Below are 21,169 nucleotides of genomic sequence, written 5' to 3'. Positions count from 1 at the left end.
ATTAGATATTATAACATAAAAATATCAATATATTGTTTTTTAGTTACACGTAATGTTTTTTATTTTTTGTATAATATAGTAAGATAAATATTTTTAAAATTTACAAAAAACAAAAAAAATATTTTATTGAAATATTCTGTTAAAATAATTTTTTCTTAGTATAGATTGAGAAGAAATAGTTTTCCCAGCAAAAATTAGCGTAAGTATCAACTTAGCTCTTTGATTGAAAAAGCTAAATTAAGTAAGATAAGGGATAACTTTGGTGAACGCGCCAAATCTAATGCCATAAGGCCATTACACATTTCAAAGATTTCACAGCCATTCGTTTCTACAAGAACGTGGAATAATTTTAATAAAGTTCATTGTCTTTCAAGATTCTAACTTTCTAACATTAATATAATTCTACGACTTAGAGAAATAGAAATAAATACACATTCTTTCTAACCAAGATAAAATGATTAAAAATTTTAAACCTCAAAAAGACCATATTATGTACAATAAAGTATTTCTGTAATAATATTAAAAAAAGAGTACAGCCTAAAAACTTAAAGCTTAATGGGCATATTAATAAATATAAAAATAGCTAAACCGTGATTAGAAATCACGGTTTATTAATTATAAAAGATTCAAAAACAGAATAATTTAAAATTCATCAAATCAACATTTTTAATTAAGAGCCCATGCACTTCGAGTAAAAGCAGTGAATGCTTTTTCACCTGCGCTTTTTCTAGGATCCGGTGGCTTTCTAGTAAAGAAATATACAAGAAATGCGATTAAACCAAAAATCGCTGGCTCCATTCCTATCAAACCAGCCACCTTTTGGACATCTTTTTCTCTGCTTTGTTCCGAAAATTGACTAATAATCGCCTTAACAGTTTTAATAACTCTATTCTCTTGTTTCATTACAGAAATAAAATCAGCGTTTTGAAATCTACCATTTAAAGAATCGGCATTGGCTCCTAAAACTTGTGAAAAGAAAATAGCTACTGCAACAACACATGATATACAATGTTTAAATATTCTCATTATAATAACCTATTACAATATTTAATAAAACCTTACTCTCTAAACAGAAAACATCACATCATCTACCGATGATTCATATTTTCCTACTGAGAAGAGAATGATAATATAATACAAAAATAATTATTATTTTGTATTATATTTTTATTCTTTCCATATTTAATTTGTTTTGTCAATTATTCTATTTTTGTTTTAAGCTGACTGATTAGATGATAAAATTTTATTACAATAATATGATTATATTATTGTTTAAATTGTATTTTTTCTTCAAAACTATTGATTTTCTTAATCACAACATTTTTAAATCACAACATAAAAAATATTACTAAATTGTCTTTTTTATTACACATAATGGATTTTTTATATTGCTAGCATACAGTAAGCTAATTTTTTTTTCTTATTGTATGTTGAGAGGAAATAGCTAACCGAGTAAAAATTTAGCGTAAACAAAAATTTCGCTCTTTGATTAGAAAAGCTAAACGAGATAAGATAAGAGATAATATTGATGAAACCGCCAACTTTAATCCATAAAGCCATTAAACATTTCAACGATTTTACGACAATTCGTTTCTACAGAAACGCAGAATAACTTCAGTTTAAGCTCATTATCTTCCACGATCATTACTTTTTGATATTAATAGTGCTCCACGCATTCAAAATAAAATAGAGAAATAGATAATGAATACAAATTCTCTCTCTAACCAAGGTTAAAAAGATAAAAAATGTAAACTATAAAGAAACAAAATAACACCTAATAAAAGCATTTTTGCAAATATTTGTAATGCTCAGCATTATGTTTTTCAGTTTATCAAAATGAACTCCACAATAATCGTAAAATTATATTATTCTATATTTTTGAATCGATATGTAAAATTCATAGGTATCTAATGAATACCAATAAACTCACAAGTATTTTCATCGTAGTAAAGCTATCAATCACAAAAATTAATTCAAATACACATTTTGAAGAGAAAAAACTTACGTAACTTTGATATGCATAGATTTTTTTATCTGTAAGCAATCGGTAGTTTATATACCCAATTAAAAATTTATTCTTGTGATCTTATATTGTCTCAAACGCTTTTGTTATACATCAATACGAGCGATGCAATAACAAATCAAAATAGAACTTACTTATGTAATTTTAAACAAAACTTTAAAATGGACCACACATGTTGTTAATGCATTGTTAAATGCAAAAACAATCACAAAACTGTGAAAATAAAAAACTCATTATAAATGCTAATAACTTAACAGAATTTATTTTTTTGCTTTATATAATTTTTCAAAAAATTTGGTAAGAAAATATGAGTGATACGCGAAAAAGTTCTCAATCTTTTCAATCTCTATATCAAAAATCACATTATTTTCATCACTGATAATCAAAAACATATGATCGTTATCAGTTATTTTACAACATCAAATTAAAGCATTATTTTTGTTTATTGAAAAAGAAGCTGTCTGGATTTCTCTTTATTTTTTTGGCCAAATCTAAAAACATAACTTTATTAATAACATATCTCATAATCTCTATAGAAAGATACTTAAATAAAGAATACTATAAAAAATAAAATGAATATTATTGATGATTTTTTATAATATCATTTTTAATATGCGCTTTAGAAGCATAATATAATTTAAATCAATTTATTAATAATATTAATAGTATTTAAAGTATCTATAACACTTAAAATTTCTGAACTAAAATATATAGACTTATAAATAATATACCATTAAAAGATATTCTAACAATATTGCTTAGACATATTTTTCATTAACATATCTACAAAATTATTATGATTTTAGAGATATATTGCAGATATTCTATAAATTACCGTACACAATTATAAAAATGATGCACAACTCTAAAAGCCCCCTACTAGAGCACCATTTATAGTGCTGCCTACTGCTTCTCTTAGTATAGCTCCCTCCGCAGCAGCAGCTACGATTAACAGGAACTATACCATCTATTTTCTATTGCAACTGCACCCACTATACTTACGATTCCTCCAAGCACAGCACCTCCAACTGTCCCAACAGGCGCCACTATCATTACTCCTGTTTGTCCTGTAGATTTTATTGTATCCCAATAATAACCCGAAGGACGGCATGAATTACCTGAAGCACGTGATGAGCTTGAACTCTCCTTTTTCTTTTATAGAAAAACGCATCATATCGATACAATTAGATTAGATTAGATTAGATTAGATTAGATTAGATTAGATTAGATTAGATTAGATTAGATTAGATTAGATTAGATTAGATTAGATTAGATTAGATTAGATTAGATTAGATTAGATTAGATTAGATTATTACGCGTTTTAGACAATTGTCAAACCTAATTTTAAATTAAAATAAAATAAAAACACCGTACAAACAATAATAATATTTGCAAATACTATTAAAATATAACACATTATATTTTTCTTTCTCTTAACAAAATCATAAATTAAAATGAGTTTGCATAAGAAAAATTAAGAACCTTCTCTTGATTTACTCGCACAACAAAGAAATATATTTATTACGTTATTGAAATTAATCTTATTGCTATCGTTTTACAGCTACTTGACTTGGTGAATCCTTTTATTTTTCAAGCAATTATTGATGGAATTTTGCCTACTCAGCATGCTGAAAATCTCTATGTGATCGTTATCTTGATAATTACTATCATGTTGTTTCGCACAGCTCTTAGCTTTCTATTGAGCAACTTAAAAGCTTTATTCTATCAATTTTCTTATTGTTTAAGCAAAAACTCATCCACGTAATAATATATTGAATGCACCAACAAAATCCGCACGAATAACCACATTCTACACATATAAAAAATTACCCATCTTTGACAATTTTTTAGCACTATAAACGCAACAAAAATAAATTTTGCTCGGATGAGAAAGCACTACTAATATTGTACACCATCTTACCATTGGCTTTTGTCATCAAGCTGCCATCTAAACTCAAACTAAAACTGATCTAAAACCAAGAAATTTAACTCTATGATTTCTGTTGTAAATTCTTTGCTCATAGCTATGGAAATACAACCGATTTTATGCATCAATATGTCTAATAAAAAATCCTCGTGTGTAAATTTTACATGCCTTATATCGCCAGAATAAATAACGATATTTTACAGTACGATAGAATTATTCACTCAATTTTTTTTACTTTTATAATCATGCTGACTTTCATCTCATCCCCCTAATCCATTAAATTTACGCATTGTTTTCTTATAACTTATGAAAGTCATGACCATGGAAAGAAAAGCGCTCAACAGAAGATATCCAATATTCCATTCGCCTTTACCAAGCAACAATGACACAGGCAAGGAAGCAGAAAAAGCCATAGGAAGCATAAACAAAAGCCATTTTACGATGCTTAAAGGATAAATTCCTATTGGTACAAATGAAAGCTCGTAAATCATTTCATGAAAATATTCGACAGGCATCTTACGGCTAATAATAAATGTTACAAAATTAAACATCATGAAAAAACAAATATTGACAATAAAAACACAAAATATTGCAACAATAAAAGAGATCCATCTTAGCTTAAGATCGGATATATTCGGTAATGATACAAATAAATAGGCACTAACATAAAGAACAAAGAGCTTGATCAGATTAAGAGGTTTACACCAACCAAACAACATCAACAACCAGATTGAAACGGGCTTTATCAAGTATGGTTCAATTTTACCATCCGCTACTTTTTCAAAAAACGTTTCAATAGAATTAGTAAAAATATTCAAAAATATTCCAAGTAAAACAAAGACAACAAAGATAAAATGGATTTCATCTCTGCTATAGTTACCGATCTTTCCTGAAAAAGAAGATATTCTATCAATAAATATGAATTGAATAAAATAATAGCATAGAGAAAGAATAAACTCCCCAGCCAAATTCTTACCATAAACAATCTGTCGGCGGATATTCAAACTGATAAAATGAAGGATTATTTTCATCTCAACCACCCGCTCCATTATATGCTTTCATCCCTTTATTCCAAGCAATATAAATTAAGAATAAAAAACACAAAATATAAGTAAAACTTCCGAAAATAAACTGCTGAAACAACGCTAAATTTTGCGTCGCGAAAAACTCGGCAGGAGCTGATATCATGAAACGATAAGGATTAAATTGCATAAGCGGAATAAGCCACACCGGCCAAAAAGATGGTGGTAAAAGAACACCCCCAAGAAGCGTTGAACTGAGAATACTGAAAGAGAGTAATATATTGTACTCAATCACCCAAAAGCTTAATAAGGCAATTCCAAAAGAGAGTAAAAAACAAAGCAATTGTGATAGAATAACAACCAGAAAAAAGAACAGAAAAGCGATGACCAATCCCAGAATATTTTCATAGGATAAAACAAGCTTAACAACAAAAAGAGCCAATAACGGGATGCTATATAATACACTCTCCCCTAAAAAAGTAAAAAGCATTTGTGTCATATAACTAAAGGGCTTTGTAATATATACTTCTAATTGACCTTCTTTAACATGATGAGAGAAAAACTTAATCACATTATAACCATTATTTAAGCGACCTAGGACTAAAGCAAAAGCATAATAATACATCATATCATAAAAGCTAAAGCCATTGATGGTGTTGCCCGTATCAGAGAAAAGTGCATTCCATAATAGAAGTTGAATAACAAATGGCGAAAGTGTCCCAATGATAATATCGGTAAAAAACATTGCTCTATCACTTAGAACAGTGAGTAATCCATTCTTGGCAAAAAGAAACATACCAAAGCAGTGGTTAGATAAATTCTTTAAATTTAACACGGAGCATCTCTTCAAGCGAGGGAGTGGATACAGAGAACGTACAGTTCAATTCGGTTGTAATTTCGCGTACAAAACGCGCAAAATCCTCACGGGGCAGCGAAACCTCCAGCGAGTATTCTTCAGCGTTAAAGTGCTTATCTTTTAAAGGAGTAGATAATTTCAACGCAATCTCATCAATTTTTTCTACAACAGCTGAAGGTGCAGCCATGTGTTCACAAAAAAGTGTCATTCTCACCAAAGAAGGAATGACATTTTTAAGCGCATGAAGATTACCATGAAACTGTTTCTTTCCTTTATGCAAAAGAATAATATCATCGACGTATCCATCAATATCTCCCATATCATGACTTGTAATGATATACCCAGTGCCACACTCCTTTTTCAGTTTTTTAAGAAGCTCCCTGATTTCATGCTTAGATGTAATATCAAGACCAATACTTGGCTCATCGAGAAACAACAGTTTAGGTCTAAAGGAGAGATTAAATGCCAATTCACTTTTCACTCTCTCACCCAGACTAAGCATCCGCACTGGCTTATCCATAATATGCTCAAGACCCAGCAACTCAGCGATCTCTTTAAGATCACGGGTAAAAGAGGAGCGTTCAAGACCATATAATGGTTGAACCATATCCAGACTGTAGCGTAAGGGCAAATCCCACCATAAACAATTCTTGTGACCAAAGACCACACCCAAAGACTTGAACAGATTTTTCTTCGCTTTATAAGGATCAACACCAAGGACTTTAACACATCCCTCATCAGCGTATTGTATACCAGAAAGTATTTTAATCAGTGTCGATTTACCCGCTCCGTTAGGGCCAAGAATTGCTAACGATTGCCCTGAAAAGAGGGTGAAACTCATATCTTTTAACACATGATGATTTGTATAAACCGGCTTGAAGAGAGAAAACACCTTGTTTTTAAAACCAATTCCTCTGTCAATGTTGCGATATATTTTTGAGACGTTATTAACGTCAATCAATAATGATCCCATCAGTCACTCCTAATTTCAATTTATCCCCCTTTTGAATGTTCCCATAATAAATATCTGTTTTGTTCACTAGAAAAAACAAAAGTGTTCAAGCCCTCCCTAGAACAATAAAACGCGCCTGACGTTTTATCTCCAATTTTTTGTCTAGATATTTTTTCAATGTGATGAGTTCACTTCAATGAAGCATTAAGATACTAAAAACTTATTTCTTCTTTTATGAAAGATAGTCTTCTGGATAAACTAAGTAAGTAGAAAAAATTGCTCATTGAAAGGAGAACTTTGCTAAGAAGGCTTCATTGTGTAAGCAAAGATACAAAGCATAAATCTATACTATAAGCATATCAAACCACATTTATAACAAAACAAACTTCCTTGACAACAGGATTTTTTTGAGAGGTTACTTTTCCTCAGCATTACTATAAAACGCCTCCATTATTCCCCATAAAAAAACTAAAATCGCTTTCTCTATTTTAGTAAATATCTTTCAGATTTTATCTAACTCATCTCCCTCAACAGACACGCCTTCCCAATATGACCTCTATAGATAATTCAAAGGAGCAGCTTCATAAACTCAGATTATTAAACGATACACCATATCCAAAAAATAACAATACAATCAATATGGATAAAGAGCTGTAGAAAGAAAGCCATGATATTCGAAAATTTCATCACTCAAAAACATAATTTTCTCATAGCGATTGACTTATCAAAAACTTCCTTCAAATGATGCCCTATTCATCTTATCAACTTTATAGACAAAATTTTATATCAATCAAAAAGAACAAATGAAGTTTCTTTACTCTGTTTCAGCATCACTCTCATTAAAAGACAAAAGATTAAAACTTTGAACCATATGAGGTGGTAAAGGTGCAACAATGTCCAATATTCCTCCTGAAGGATGAGGAATACGAATACGACGTGCATGAAGATGAAGACGATTTTGAATTCCTCCTGGTAATGTCCAATTACTATCAGAAAAAAAATACTTTGTATCGCCAATGATAGGATGATCCATATGGGCAGCATGCACACGAAGCTGATGTGTTCTCCCTGTATAGGGTTCCATTTCAAGCCACGAAAGAGCCCGCCCTCGTGTATCTAAAACGCGATAGTAGGAAACCGCATGATGTGAATCTGGCTCCCCATGTTCACAAACACGCATTTTGTCACCTTGTGCAGTCATTTCCTTAACCATCCACGTTGAAATTTTGTCCTGCTTTTTTTTAGGCACGCCACGAACCAACGCCCAATAAGTCTTTTTTGTTTCTCGCGCTCTAAAAGCAGCTGTTAAGGACTGAGCAGCTCCCCTTGATCGTGCAACAATAAGCACCCCCGACGTCTCACGATCAAGACGATGAACCAAACGCGGCTTTTCACCTTTTTTATTGCGCCATACCTCAAGCATACTATCCATATGACGTGTTAAACCAGAGCCTCCTTGTACAGCCAACCCAGCGGGTTTATTAAAAACAAATACCTTTGGATCTTCATAAAGCAGCATTTTTTTCAAAACGGTCCCATCATCCTGCCCACGAAGTGTTTTATCCGTTATTGAAAAATTTTCCTTGTCATTAATAGGGAGAGGTGGAATACGAACAGCTTGCCCTATACAAAGACGCGTATCGGCTTTAACACGTCCACCATCAACCCGTATCTGACCAGAACGCAACAATTTTTGCAAAGCTCCAAAACCAAGTCCTGGATAATGCACTTTAAACCAGCGATCTAAGCGCATTCCATTTTCATCTGCCTCAACTTTTTTTATTTCTATGCCTGCCATGAAAATTCCCTTACCTGATAATTTTATTGATCTATTTTTGCGCCTTTATAAACACAAAAATTCATATTTTAGTTGGTTTTATCACACCATATTACAGTTAGTATCCAAAATTGCCTTTTCTTAACGTCCAAATTTTATTAGCTAAAAACTAAGCGTTTTAAAAATCAACAGCCTTTACGCTTAATAGCGAATGGAGATAATTAACCGTGTCCTTATTCAAAACCTATGCACGTGTTCTCACTTACCTAAATAGAGAAAAAAATGCATCCCTTTTAATCTGTACCGCTAATGTTATGTTAGCTATTATCACTATTGCAGAACCTATTTTATTCGGACGTGTTATTGATTCTATTTCAGAAAAATCAGCTATCATTCCTACTCTTACCATTTGGGTTTGTTTTGGACTTTCACATATTATTGCTTATGTCCTTGTTGCTCGCGGTGCTGACCGCTTAGCCCATAGACGCCGCTTAACGGTTTTAACGGAATCTTTTGAACGTATCATTGCCATGCCTTTAATTTGGCATCAACAACGTGGAACTTCCAACGCACTCCATACACTTTTGCGCGCAATAGATTCCATGTCAACCATATGGCTTGATTTTATGCGCCAACACCTCTCAACGCTTGTCGCCTTATTGGTTCTCATCCCCATAGCGTTTAATATGAATTGGCGTCTTTCAATAGTCTTGGTTGTGCTTGCCATCACCTACGTATTAATTGCACGTTTAGTGATGCGAAAAACAAAAGACGGACAAGCCGCTGTGGAATGCTACCACCACAACCTTTTTAAACATGTCAGTGATTCAATCTCTAATGTTTCCATTGTACAAAGTTATAACCGAATAAAAGAAGAAGCTTCTATACTGCATCAACATACAAATGCTCTGCTTAAAGCACAAAATCCTGTTCTCAATTGGTGGGCGCTCGCCAGTGGCTTAAATCGAATGGCTTCAACAATTTCAATCGTTTGTGTTCTTCTCCTTGGAGCTTTTTTTGTTGCAAAAGATCAATTACGAGTAGGTGAAGTCGTTGCTTTTGTTGGATTTGCACAACTCATGATTAGCCGCCTAGACCAAATGAGCAATTTTATTAATTGTGCAATATCCTCACAAGCAAAACTGCAAGAATTTTTTGAAATGGAAGACTCAACCTTTCATATCAACGAACCGCAAAATCTTCCTTCCCTCAAAAATGTTAAAGGCGCCATACAATTTCATCACGTGACCTATAAATTCCCCAATTCTTCTCAAGGTGTTTTTGATATTTCCTTTGAGGTTAAAGCAGGACAAACTGTTGCAATTGTAGGGCCAACAGGGGCTGGAAAAACAACATTGATCAATCTGTTGCAGCGCGTATACGACCCTACCCTTGGGCATATCTCCATTGATGGAATAAATATATGCTCAATCAATCGCGAATCTTTACGCAAATCTCTAGCAACAGTATTTCAAGACTCGGGTCTTTTCAACCGTACTATTCATGACAATATTTCAATAGGAAAAGCGAGCGCAACAAATGAAGAACTTTATGAAGCAGCAAAAATAGCAGAAGCTCACGATTTTATTCTAAAAAAAGCTGATTGTTATAACACAATGGTGGGCGAACGAGGATCTCAATTATCCGGTGGAGAAAAACAGCGACTAGCAATTGCACGCGCTGTTTTAAAAAATTCCCCTATTCTCATTCTAGATGAAGCAACAAGCGCTCTTGATGTTGAAACAGAAGCACGTGTCAAAGATGCTCTCGATTGCATAAGCCATAACCGCACTACTTTTATTATAGCACATCGCCTCTCAACAGTACGCAATGCTGATGTGATACTCTTTCTGGATCATGGTCACTTAATGGAAAAAGGAAACTTTCAAGAATTGATCGATAAAGGGGGACGTTTCTCTAATTTTTTAAAGGCAAGTGGTTTAACAATCAAACCACCAGAAAGAGAAGGAGAAAATGTTATCCCCTTACATGAAGCCATAGCATCATAAAATTGATACTCTTTTTCAAGCAAAAAAATCCTCCTCAAGATAACAAGAGTTCTTATATATGATACAAGTAAAGAGATTTCTAAAAATGCCACAATTCATTTTAGGTATTTAAGAAAAATATTAAAACAGTTTAGTATTTTCTCTGCTATTGCAATTTTACTAGATTAGAACAAAAATATTTTCCTATATCTGTGCATATTGACGAGTATACATTCTCATTTAGGGAAAATGTAAAGGTAAAAACAATTTCCAGTTTTACCGTCTTCTTTTTACTCAGCTTTACGAATTTCAAAACGAACTAAAGAAACATCTTTTAAATAATGAATATTATGTATTGCTTTGCACTTTTGTTTATCACGTTCTTTATAGTCCTCTCATAAAGAACAGAACATCATTGTTTTGCACATTCATATGACTTTTTTAAGAAACATTTTTCAATGCTCTTAAGCCCATTTCACAACGACATTCGTGAGTGGTTTTGATTAATTTAACATACCCAGAATTTGAAATAATAAAATCCTACGAATATTCGTAGCTCTTATTCAAAAGATAAAACGATAAATTATCATTATAACCCAATGTATTAAAGCAATTTTATCATAAATAAATTAAATATTAATCTAAATCTTTAGATTTATGTGATATTCCTTTGATTTATATTGATAATTCATTACTTTATAACTTTAAATAAAGATTTATAAAGATAGGAGAATATTCTTTTCAAAACCTTTTAATAATAAACCAAAAAACTGTGTACATAACAAGCAAAATGAAAACAATAGCTCTAAGATATAACAACTCTTTTATAAGCCTTTTCAAGGAAAGAGATTTTATTCATTTGAAAACTAATCGAATAATGACAGCTTATAACTTTATAAGGAGAATCGTATGCAATAAATCTTGATTTTTCCTTTCATAAAAAGAGAGGTTTCTTTAAAAAATCTATAAGAGCAACATAATAACTAGTCTTCCTAGTAAAAGAATACACAGCAAAGCATGAAGTGCTGAATAATCTATCTTATCTTAAAAAGGTGACTCCTGAAACGCTTGGACGTTATAAAGACAAACACTGTTTTTATCTTTACAATTGTATTTTTCCCCAATTACGCTGTATCTGCATTTCAGAAATACACCAGACAGATATTCATGATACATAGATGCCAACCCAATATAACAATGTAAAAAATACCTATGCAGAATGATTTCATTCTTTAATTTTTTTCAAGAAAATCTTTTAGTGCCGCAAATGCCTCATCAGCTTTGTTCCCCTCAGGACCACCAGCCTGCGCCATATCAGGACGGCCACCTCCACCTTTACCACCAAGCATCTCTGAAAGAATACGAACGAGATCTACAGCATTTAACTTATCCGTTAAATCATCCGTAACGCCGACAACAGCACTCCCTTTTCCATCCTCCGAGACACTAATAAACGCAACCACTCCAGATCCGATTTGTTTTTTCTCAGAATCGACGAGCGCCTTGAGATCCCGCGGTAAAATATTTTTAACAACGCGTCCGGTAAAAGAAAGCCCATTGATGATGGTAATATTACCTTGGCTCCTTTCTGTTATTCCACCGCTCAACATCATTTTCTTGCGTACATCATTCAATTCTTTTTCAAGTTTACGACGATCATCAAGTAAAATTCGCACCCGTTCTTCCAGGCTAGCAGAAGAAGTTTTTAAAAGATCAGCAATTTCATGAATACGTTCATCTTGGCGGCTAAGATAAAGACGTGCTTCTTTGCCTGTTAAAGCTTCAATACGCCGCACTCCAGCTGAAACAGAACTTTCCGAAACAATATGAATCAAACCGATATCCCCTGTTCGCTCCACATGTGTGCCACCACAAAGCTCTATTGACCAATGCTTTTTTAACTCTCTCTTTTCAAGCTGATCCCCCATAGAAATAACGCGAACTTCATCACCATATTTTTCACCAAACAATGCCATGGCACCTTCAGAAATTGCATCATCTACAGCCATGAGGCGCGTTATTACTTTACTATTTTGCAAAATAATCTCATTGGCTAAATCTTCTATTTTTTTCAACTCTTCTGGTGAAACGGATTTTGGATGTGAAAAATCAAAACGCAACCGATCTGGCGATACAAGAGAGCCCTTTTGTGTAACATGGTCCCCCAATGTTTGGCGTAAAGCTTCGTGTAACAAATGAGTAGCAGAGTGATTCGCGCGAATTTTCTTACGACGAACAATATCAACCGTTAATTCTACACAATCAGACCTCGATGCCTGACCAGATTTCACCTCCCCAATATGGATAAAAACACCATCACCCTTTCTTTGGGTATCATGCACCTTAAAAATAAAATTTTCACCAGAAATGATACCGCTATCACCAATTTGCCCACCAGATTCACCATAAAAAGGTGTCTGATTAACAACAAGCATAGCTTTCTGATCTGAAGAAATATGATCAACAATTTTACCATCACACACAAGAGCTGTAAGAATACCTTTCGCTGTCTCAGTTTCATAACCTAAAAACTCTGTGGCCCCCACTTGATCACGAACAGAAAACCAGATTTTCTCTGTTACAGCTTCTCCAGAACCAGACCAATTGGCACGTGCTTCCTCTTTTTGGCGTTCCATCGCTTTATCAAAAGCACCAACGTCAACAGATATTCCGCGACGACGAAGAACATCTTGCGTCAAATCAAGCGGAAAACCATAGGTATCATAAAGTTTGAAAGCAACTTCACCATTCAAATAGTCTCCTTCTTTAAGATCGGTACTTGCTTCGTTCAACAAACCAAGTCCTCGTTCAAGCGTTTTACGAAAACGTATTTCTTCTAACCTTAAAGTTTCTGAAATCAAAGATTCAGCACGCACCAACTCAGGATAAGCTTGTCCCATTTCGCGATTTAAAGCAGGCAAAAGTCGCCACATTAAGGGCTCTTTAGCACCAAGAAGATGCGCATGACGCATAGCACGACGCATAATACGACGTAAAACATATCCTCTTCCTTCATTAGAAGGAAGCACACCATCAGCAATCAAAAATGCCGATGAGCGAAGATGATCAGCAATGACACGATGGCTGGCAATAAAATCACCCTTTGCCTCAATCCCTGTAATTTCTTCTGATGCAGCAATTAATGCACGAAAAAGATCAATGTCATAATTATCATGAACGCCCTGTAAAACAGCAGCAATACGCTCTAATCCCATGCCTGTATCAATAGAAGGGTGAGGTAAGTTAACACGTTTTTCCTTGGAAACTTGCTCATACTGCATAAAAACAAGATTCCAAATCTCAATAAAGCGATCACCATCTTCTTCCATACTTCCAGGAGGACCGCCCCAGATTTCATCACCATGATCATAAAAAATCTCCGAACAAGGCCCACAAGGGCCTGTTTCTCCCATCGACCAAAAATTATCAGCTGTCGCAATACGGACAATTTTTTCATCTGGAAGACCTGAAATTTTACGCCACAGTTCAGCAGCAACATCATCACTCTGATAAACTGTCACCAACAATTTATCTTTTGGCAGGCAAAATTCCTTTGTTAAAAGATTCCATGATAAAAAAATGGCTTCTTCTTTGAAATAATCACCGAAAGAAAAATTACCCAGCATTTCAAAAAATGTATGATGGCGCGCCGTATATCCAACATTATCAAGATCATTATGCTTTCCACCCGCACGAACACATTTTTGTGCCGTTGTTGCCTGCGTATAAGAAGGTTGTTCAAGTCCAGTAAAAACATTTTTAAACTGCACCATCCCTGCATTTGTAAACATAAGTGTAGGATCATTCCGCGGAACAAGCGGACTAGAAGAAAGAACTTTATGCCCATTACGATGAAAATAATCCAAAAATATTGACCGAATATTATTAACACTATTCATGTTGACACCTGCTCAATACAGCACAAAACCATAAAAGAAAAATCCCCCTCATTAAATTCTCTTCGCCACGCATGGAGTCAATTTAATCAAAAATGGAATATTTGTTTTAAAAAATTGAGAAAAAAATGACTGCGTATTTAAAAACTCAAACAAAAAAACAGAAAAATCTGAAAGGGAAAAAATTATAGACGAAAAAAACACTCCATCAAATGGCTTCATCACTTTCTATATTTTCTGACCCTGCATTTTCTAACAGTTCAATCGCAATCAAACCAGCATTTTGGCGCAAAGCTGCTTCAATCTCTGTAGCTATTTCCACATGTTCACGTAAAAACTGCTTTGCATTCTCACGCCCCTGTCCTAAACGCTGAGAATTATAAGAAAACCATGCACCAGATTTTTCCACAACACCAACCTTGACACCCAAATCAATCAATTCACCTACTTTGGAAATACCTTCACCATAAATAATATCAAACTCAACCTGCTTAAATGGAGGTGCCAATTTATTTTTCACCACTTTAACGCGCGTCTGATTACCAACGATTGAATCCCTATCTTTAATGGATCCAATGCGACGAATATCTAAACGAACAGAAGCATAAAACTTTAAAGCGTTTCCACCCGTTGTCGTTTCAGGAGAACCAAACATCACACCAATTTTCATGCGAATTTGATTAATAAAAACAACCATACAGTTAGAGCGAAAAATTGCTGCGGTTAATTTTCGTAACGCTTTACTCATTAACCGAGCTTGCAATCCGGGCAAAGCATCACCCATTTCACCGTCAATTTCTGCTCGCGGAGTTAAAGCTGCGACAGAATCCACAACAAGCACATCAACTGCACCAGAACGAACCAACGTTTCTGTAATTTCCAATGCCTGTTCACCGGTATCTGGCTGAGAAATGAACAAGTTTTCTAAATCAACACCAAGCTTACGCGCATAAATAGGATCAAGCGCATGCTCTGCATCAATAAAAGCACAAATCCCACCACCTTTCTGTGCCTCAGCAATAGCATGGAGAGCCAATGTTGTTTTCCCAGAACTTTCTGGTCCATAAATCTCAACAATACGCCCCTTCGGTAATCCACCAATCCCTAAAGCAATATCCAAGGATAACGACCCTGTTGGAATTGTTTCAATTTCAACAACCTGCTCTTTTTGCCCAAGACGCATAATCGAGCCTTTACCAAAAGAACGTTCAATTTGTGAGAGAGCAGCATCGAGAGCTTTTGTTTTATCCACGATTATATCCTTGACCGAATTCATAATAACCTAAAAATTTAGTGTACACTGTACTTTTAATTTAACTAAAGGCTTGAGTTTAGATTTTCACAGACTATTTCCATTCCTATCTCCACATTATGCCCATAAACATTCATGACCATCACAATAAAGAATTGGCATTGCTTATCTTATGACACATAATAAACTCTAATAAAGTAATATCTCTATGGGAGCATAGTTAACATATTTATATCTCTCTAGAAAAGGAACAATTTAATTTTAAACACAATGTTCTACAGCCCTTCTGCTTATCCCTTTGATTAAATACTTGAGAGACTAAGAATTCTCCTGCTATTGATCACAAAAAAACGCATCATCAATCAACCTCATACCCTATTGCATCGAAGAACAAAACGCCATTGTGTTGCATATTCATACACTTGATTTAAGAAACATCTCTCAAAACTTCTAAGCTCGTTTTGTGACAACACCTATGAATGTGGTATACTACAAAACCCTTTAGGCGCCACCATCTTTACTCTATGGAAGGAGAAAGCCGGCACCCATCACACTATTTATCATCCCCCAATGTTGCAACAGTTCTCGGCACTTGAGACAATTCATAAGAAGGATTTTTAGTCCTTTCTTGTACAGTTTTTATCACACGGTAATCCTGCTTGTAACATGCCAGTAAATGATTTGATTGATTCAACAAATAACAGACTTGGGATGAGAGAAATTTACGGTATTTGAAACTTTCATTCAACTTACGAAACAGTCTATTATTATAAGTCAATATATTATTTAATAAAACCAAAAAAAATAAAGCAGCTTAAAAGTTGAATGATATATTTAAATTTGAAAAACTATGTACTTTCGAAGATATCAAAAAAAATCTCTACAAGCAATGCAATAAATGTTTAAAATATAAGCTAAATTTCTCATACAATAACATAAGAGATCAATAAAAAACGTATTTCAACTCAAATTTTATTTTGATCTTTACGTTTTTTGCGCAACTGTTGCCACCACTCAAGACGTTTCACAATTTCACGCTCAAAACCACGCTCAACTGGTTTATAATAACTCTGACGCCCAAGTTTTTCGGGAAAATATTCTTGTCCTGAAAAAGCGTCTGGTTCATCATGGTCATAACAATAACCACTTCCATACCCTTCTTCCTTCATAAATTTCGTAGGAGCATTAAGAATATGCTTAGGAGGTGATAAAGAGCCATTTTTGCGCGCACAACGCAGTGCTGCTTTATACGCGAGATATGCTGCATTTGACTTTGGCGCAGTTGCAACATAAAGACATGCTTGCGCCAAAGCCAACTCTCCTTCTGGTGATCCTAAATAATCATAGGCATCTTTTGCTGCATTACAAATGACAAGAGCTTGAGGATCCGCCAAACCAATATCTTCAACAGCCATACGAACCAATCTTCGCCCAATATAGAGAGGATCTTCACCAGCATCCAACATACGTGCCAAATAATAAAGCGCAGCATCAGGATCAGATCCACGAACGGATTTATGCAACGCTGAAATGAGATTATAATGCCCATCTCGTCCTTTATCATAAATGGGCGCACGACGCTGAATAACTTTTTGCAAAGCAACAACATCAAGAATCTCTCCCAATGGAGCAATAGACCAAACTGCCTCTGCCAATGTTAACGCTACCCGCGCATCACCATCAGACATCTCTATCAAAACGTCTCTGGCATCATTATCCAAGGGAAGAATTTTTCCCTCCACTTCTTCAGCACGCTTCAAAAGCATGTCCAAACTTTCATGATCATGAGAAAGAAATGTTAAAACACGTGCACGCGAAAGAAGGGCAGCATTCAGTTCAAAAGAAGGATTTTCGGTTGTTGCACCTATAAGTACCACAGTACCCTCTTCCATCACAGAAAGAAAACTATCCTGCTGAGCACGATTAAACCGATGAATTTCATCAACAAAGAGAAGTGTTTTATCCCCAGATATAAAACGCCTCTGCGCAACTTCAAAAATCTTTTTAAGTTCAGAAACTCCTGTAAAAATAGCAGAAACCTGTTCAAACGCGAAATTTGTTTCAAGGGCTAACAAACGTGCAACGGTCGTTTTTCCCGTCCCTGGAGGTCCCCAAAAAATCATCGATCCAATTGAGCCAGTTGCCGCCATACGTGAAAGCAAACCATCCTCTCCAATCAAATGCTTTTGTCCCACAACATCATTGAGAGAACAAGGGCGCATTCTTTCTGCAAGTGGCTGATTTTTATTAACTTGAAAATCAAACGACGAAGTAAAAAAATCTTTCTTCAAAAAAAACCTCAACGAATAAATTGGCGAATATACATACCATCACGTTCATATTCCAATTGCCACATATTTGAGCGACCTTGCATAAGAACCTTTTTCAACTGATGAACTGTTTGAATTTTATGGCCATTTACAACACGTAGAATATCTCCTGACTGAAAAATTCCAGCTGCATTGCTCATTTCCTCAAGATTGGTAATCACAACCCCTTTTGCAGATATAGGAAGATGAAAACGTCGACTATTTTGCGGTGTTAAATCTAACACCTCAGCACCAGCAAGAGGACTGTCACCCGTAATTTTTTCAGATTTTAAAAATGCAGTTTCTGATATTGATGAAACTGTTATTTGTGTTTTTAAAGTTTTTCCACTTCGTAAATATTCCAAGGCAAGACTATGCTCAACGTCAGCTGTCATCAAACGATAACCAAGACTATCTGGACTGTCAACGCGTACCCCCTGCACACTCAAAATAACATCACCTACTTTCAATCCAGCTTTTTCAGCAGGACTATCTTTGATAACTTCAATAATCAGAGCACCATAGGGACGTTCTAAACCTAAACCACCAGCAATATCAGGTGTAACATTTTGAAAAGAAGCCCCAATATAAGGCGGCACAAAATATTTTCCACCGCGTTTAACAGTATTAAGCATTACTTTTACAAGATTAACTGGAATAGCAAAACCAATCCCTACCGAACCACCGGAACGCGAATAAATAGCCGTATTAATTCCGATTAACTGACCTTTCATATCAATTAAAGCGCCACCAGAATTCCCTGGATTAATGGCTGCGTCTGTTTGAATAAAAAAGTCAAAATCAGAAATCCCAACACGTGTACGCGCTTGCGCTGAAACAATACCACTTGTAACTGTTTGACCAACACCAAAAGGATTACCAATAGCCAGAACAAGATCACCAACTTCAACAGCATCAGAATTTCCCAAAGAAAGAACAGGAAATTGAGCATCTTTTTCCTCAACTTCAAGAATTGCAATATCAGTCGCTTCATCTTTGAGCACAACCTTACTCTCAAACTCCCGCCCATCAGAAAAAGCCACTTTAATTTCGCTTGCATCTTTAATGACGTGGTAATTTGTAACAATCAAACCACGTGCATCAACAATCACCCCTGATCCTAATGACGATTGCTTACGAACAGGAAATTTATTTTGAAAACGACCAAAAAATTGCTCAAAAAATGGATCGCCTTCAAAAGGTGATCGTGCTCTAATTTGTCGAGCTGCATAAATATTTACAACAGATGGAACTGTCTTTTTAACTAAAGGAGAAAATGAAAGAGTGATTTCTGTTTGTGTTTGAGGAACATGAGCATATACATGATCAAATGATATCTGCATCATAATTGCAAAAAAAATCCGCACCCAAAAAGAATACCTCATAATCCACTCCTTATAAAATCAGCACATTCTGTTGAAGATTAATAGAATAAAAAAACGCATCCCCGCAAATTAAGGATCTCTATTAATATTTCATAATAGAGAATAAAAACAACCTATTTGAACAATAAATATTATAAAAATAAGATAATTCAATACTCTATAATTTTCTCTCTGCACCTATTTCTCAACTAAAATAAACTTAAAAATACTCACAAAAAAACCGCCCAAAACAAGGCGGCCTTTAAAAATCCAACAGAATAAAAAAACTCTACGAAGATGTTCCCTTTTCATTCTCAGAAGCCTCCATGCGAGCACGATCCCCAGCACCCTTCGCTTCAACATCACGATCAACAAACTCTATAACAGCCATGGGTGCATTATCACCGGTACGAAACCCCGCTTTCATAATACGCAAATACCCACCGTTGCGTGATGCATAACGTGGCGCAAGCGTATCAAATAATTTTGCAACCTTTCCCGCATCACGAAGTGCTGCAATTGCTTGCCGACGCGCATGCAAACCACCACGCTTACCAAGAGTAACGAGTTTTTCAACAATAGGACGAATTTCTTTAGCCTTTGGAAGCGTTGTCACAATCTGCTCATGCTCGATCAACGAAGTTGCCATATTTGCAAACATCGCTTTACGGTGACTGGCAGTACGATTCAACTTGCGTCCTGACTTACTATGGCGCATAAGCCCTCTCCTTAAATTCTAATTTTAATATTGATCTTCATAACGTTTTGCAAGATCATCAATGTTCTCAGGCGGCCACGCAGGAATTTCCATTCCAAGATGTAAACCCATACACGCCAAAACTTCTTTAATCTCATTCAACGATTTGCGACCAAAATTCGGTGTCCGAAGCATTTCAGATTCTGTTTTTTGAATCAGATCACCAATATAGACAATATTATCATTCTTAAGACAATTTGCCGAACGAACTGAAAGTTCTAATTCATCCACTTTTTTGAGAAGTGCAGGATTAAAAGAAAGCTCAGAATCAACCTCTTCAATAGGCTCCTTCTGTGGCTCTTCAAAGTTAATAAATAACGATAATTGATCCTGAAGAATGCGTGCTGCAAAAGCAACAGCATCCTCTCCATTAACAGCACCATTCGTTTCAATCGTTAAGGTCAATTTATCATAATCCAAAACTTGACCTTCACGCGTATTTTCCACTTTATAAGAAACTTTACGAATTGGTGAATAAAGACTATCAATTGGAATAAGCCCTATACGTGCATCATCAACACAATTACGATCAGATGGAACATAACCCTTTCCTGTGTTGACAATAAATTCCATACGAATCTCAGCATCTTCATCAAGAGTACAAATAACATGATCTGGATTTAGAATTTCCATATCCCCGACTGTACTGATATCTCCCGCTTTCACGACACCAGGCCCCTCTTTATAAACGACGACACGTTTAGGCCCTTCTTCTTCCATACGAAGCGCAATTTCTTTTATATTCAGAATAATATCCGTAACATCCTCACGCACACCTGGAATCGATGAAAATTCATGCAAGACACCGTCAATCTGCACAGCAGTAATAGCAGCACCACGAAGCGAAGATAACAACACGCGACGAAGCGCATTTCCTAAGGTTAAACCAAAACCACGCTCAAGAGGCTCAGCAATCACACTTATAATATTTGGATTATCATGTGCACATGATTCAACCTTATTGGGTTTAATAAGTTCCTGCCAGTTTTTCTGGATCATATTTTTATTCCCGTTCTTTAGTTCCGTTACCATTCAATCGTAACGAC

General features: G+C 35.0%; 12 protein-coding genes. 1 reads left to right on the top strand and 11 read right to left on the bottom strand.

Annotated elements, in window-relative coordinates:
• Positions 1 to 666: 666 nt before the first annotated feature.
• From PVV63_RS08110 to PVV63_RS08090, 5 genes are all read right to left on the bottom strand, one after another.
• Complete coding sequence (locus PVV63_RS08110; RefSeq protein WP_273791431.1) at positions 667 to 1,026, bottom strand: hypothetical protein; 360 nt, start codon at positions 1,024 to 1,026, stop codon at positions 667 to 669.
• Positions 1,027 to 4,210: 3,184 nt separating this feature from the next.
• Positions 4,211 to 4,999: an ABC-2 family transporter protein gene (locus PVV63_RS08105; protein WP_273791430.1), complete on the bottom strand. Its 789-nt coding sequence runs from the start codon at positions 4,997 to 4,999 to the stop codon at positions 4,211 to 4,213.
• Positions 4,983 to 5,807 (bottom strand): ABC-2 family transporter protein, encoded by an 825-nt coding sequence (locus PVV63_RS08100; RefSeq protein ID WP_273791429.1) that lies wholly within the window; start codon positions 5,805 to 5,807, stop codon positions 4,983 to 4,985. The genes PVV63_RS08105 and PVV63_RS08100 overlap by 17 nt, the downstream gene beginning before the upstream one ends.
• Positions 5,782 to 6,801: an ATP-binding cassette domain-containing protein gene (locus PVV63_RS08095; RefSeq protein ID WP_273791428.1), complete on the bottom strand. Its 1,020-nt coding sequence runs from the start codon at positions 6,799 to 6,801 to the stop codon at positions 5,782 to 5,784. The genes PVV63_RS08100 and PVV63_RS08095 overlap by 26 nt, the downstream gene beginning before the upstream one ends.
• Positions 6,802 to 7,594: 793 nt before the next feature.
• Complete coding sequence (locus PVV63_RS08090; RefSeq protein ID WP_273791427.1) at positions 7,595 to 8,578, bottom strand: RluA family pseudouridine synthase; 984 nt, start codon at positions 8,576 to 8,578, stop codon at positions 7,595 to 7,597.
• A 206-nt stretch (positions 8,579 to 8,784) separates the two neighbouring features.
• Here PVV63_RS08090 and PVV63_RS08085 point away from each other — a divergent pair, with 206 nt between their 5' ends.
• Positions 8,785 to 10,566, top strand: a complete 1,782-nt coding sequence (locus PVV63_RS08085; RefSeq protein WP_273791426.1) for a glucan ABC transporter ATP-binding protein/ permease — start codon at positions 8,785 to 8,787, stop codon at positions 10,564 to 10,566.
• 1,211 nt (positions 10,567 to 11,777) lie between these two features.
• Here the strand turns inward: PVV63_RS08085 and alaS are convergent.
• From alaS to PVV63_RS08055, 6 genes are all read right to left on the bottom strand, one after another.
• Positions 11,778 to 14,444, bottom strand: coding sequence for an alanine--tRNA ligase (gene alaS, locus PVV63_RS08080; RefSeq protein WP_273791425.1), 2,667 nt, complete (start codon positions 14,442 to 14,444; stop codon positions 11,778 to 11,780).
• Between the two features lie 205 nt (positions 14,445 to 14,649).
• A complete protein-coding gene (gene recA, locus PVV63_RS08075; RefSeq protein WP_273791424.1) occupies positions 14,650 to 15,693 on the bottom strand; it encodes a recombinase RecA in 1,044 nt (347 codons plus the stop codon).
• 965 nt (positions 15,694 to 16,658) lie between these two features.
• Positions 16,659 to 17,984, bottom strand: coding sequence for a replication-associated recombination protein A (locus PVV63_RS08070; protein ID WP_273791423.1), 1,326 nt, complete (start codon positions 17,982 to 17,984; stop codon positions 16,659 to 16,661).
• An 8-nt stretch (positions 17,985 to 17,992) separates the two neighbouring features.
• On the bottom strand, positions 17,993 to 19,387 hold the full coding sequence (locus tag PVV63_RS08065) for a DegQ family serine endoprotease (protein ID WP_273791422.1): 1,395 nt from the start codon (positions 19,385 to 19,387) through the stop codon (positions 17,993 to 17,995).
• Positions 19,388 to 19,655: 268 nt separating this feature from the next.
• Positions 19,656 to 20,084: a 50S ribosomal protein L17 gene (rplQ, locus tag PVV63_RS08060; protein WP_273791421.1), complete on the bottom strand. Its 429-nt coding sequence runs from the start codon at positions 20,082 to 20,084 to the stop codon at positions 19,656 to 19,658.
• 24 nt (positions 20,085 to 20,108) lie between these two features.
• Positions 20,109 to 21,122, bottom strand: a complete 1,014-nt coding sequence (locus tag PVV63_RS08055) for a DNA-directed RNA polymerase subunit alpha (RefSeq protein ID WP_273791420.1) — start codon at positions 21,120 to 21,122, stop codon at positions 20,109 to 20,111.
• Positions 21,123 to 21,169 lie beyond the last annotated feature (47 nt).

This window comes from Bartonella sp. CM31XJBT (genome assembly GCF_028618555.1).
Lineage (GTDB): Bacteria > Pseudomonadota > Alphaproteobacteria > Rhizobiales > Rhizobiaceae > Bartonella.
This window is presented reverse-complemented; position numbering and strand designations above follow the sequence as displayed.

Excerpts from the sequence above, each read along its gene's own strand:
- PVV63_RS08095 (WP_273791428.1), bottom strand. The coding sequence starts at position 6,801 with ATGGGATCATTATTGATTGACGTTAATAACGTCTCAAAAATATATCGC.
- PVV63_RS08065 (WP_273791422.1), bottom strand. The coding sequence starts at position 19,387 with ATGAGGTATTCTTTTTGGGTGCGGATTTTTTTTGCAATTATGATGCAG.
- alaS (WP_273791425.1), bottom strand. The coding sequence starts at position 14,444 with ATGAATAGTGTTAATAATATTCGGTCAATATTTTTGGATTATTTTCAT.
- rplQ (WP_273791421.1), bottom strand. The coding sequence starts at position 20,084 with ATGCGCCATAGTAAGTCAGGACGCAAGTTGAATCGTACTGCCAGTCAC.
- PVV63_RS08090 (WP_273791427.1), bottom strand. The coding sequence starts at position 8,578 with ATGGCAGGCATAGAAATAAAAAAAGTTGAGGCAGATGAAAATGGAATG.
- PVV63_RS08055 (WP_273791420.1), bottom strand. The coding sequence starts at position 21,122 with ATGATCCAGAAAAACTGGCAGGAACTTATTAAACCCAATAAGGTTGAA.
- PVV63_RS08110 (WP_273791431.1), bottom strand. The coding sequence starts at position 1,026 with ATGAGAATATTTAAACATTGTATATCATGTGTTGTTGCAGTAGCTATT.
- PVV63_RS08105 (WP_273791430.1), bottom strand. The coding sequence starts at position 4,999 with ATGGAGCGGGTGGTTGAGATGAAAATAATCCTTCATTTTATCAGTTTG.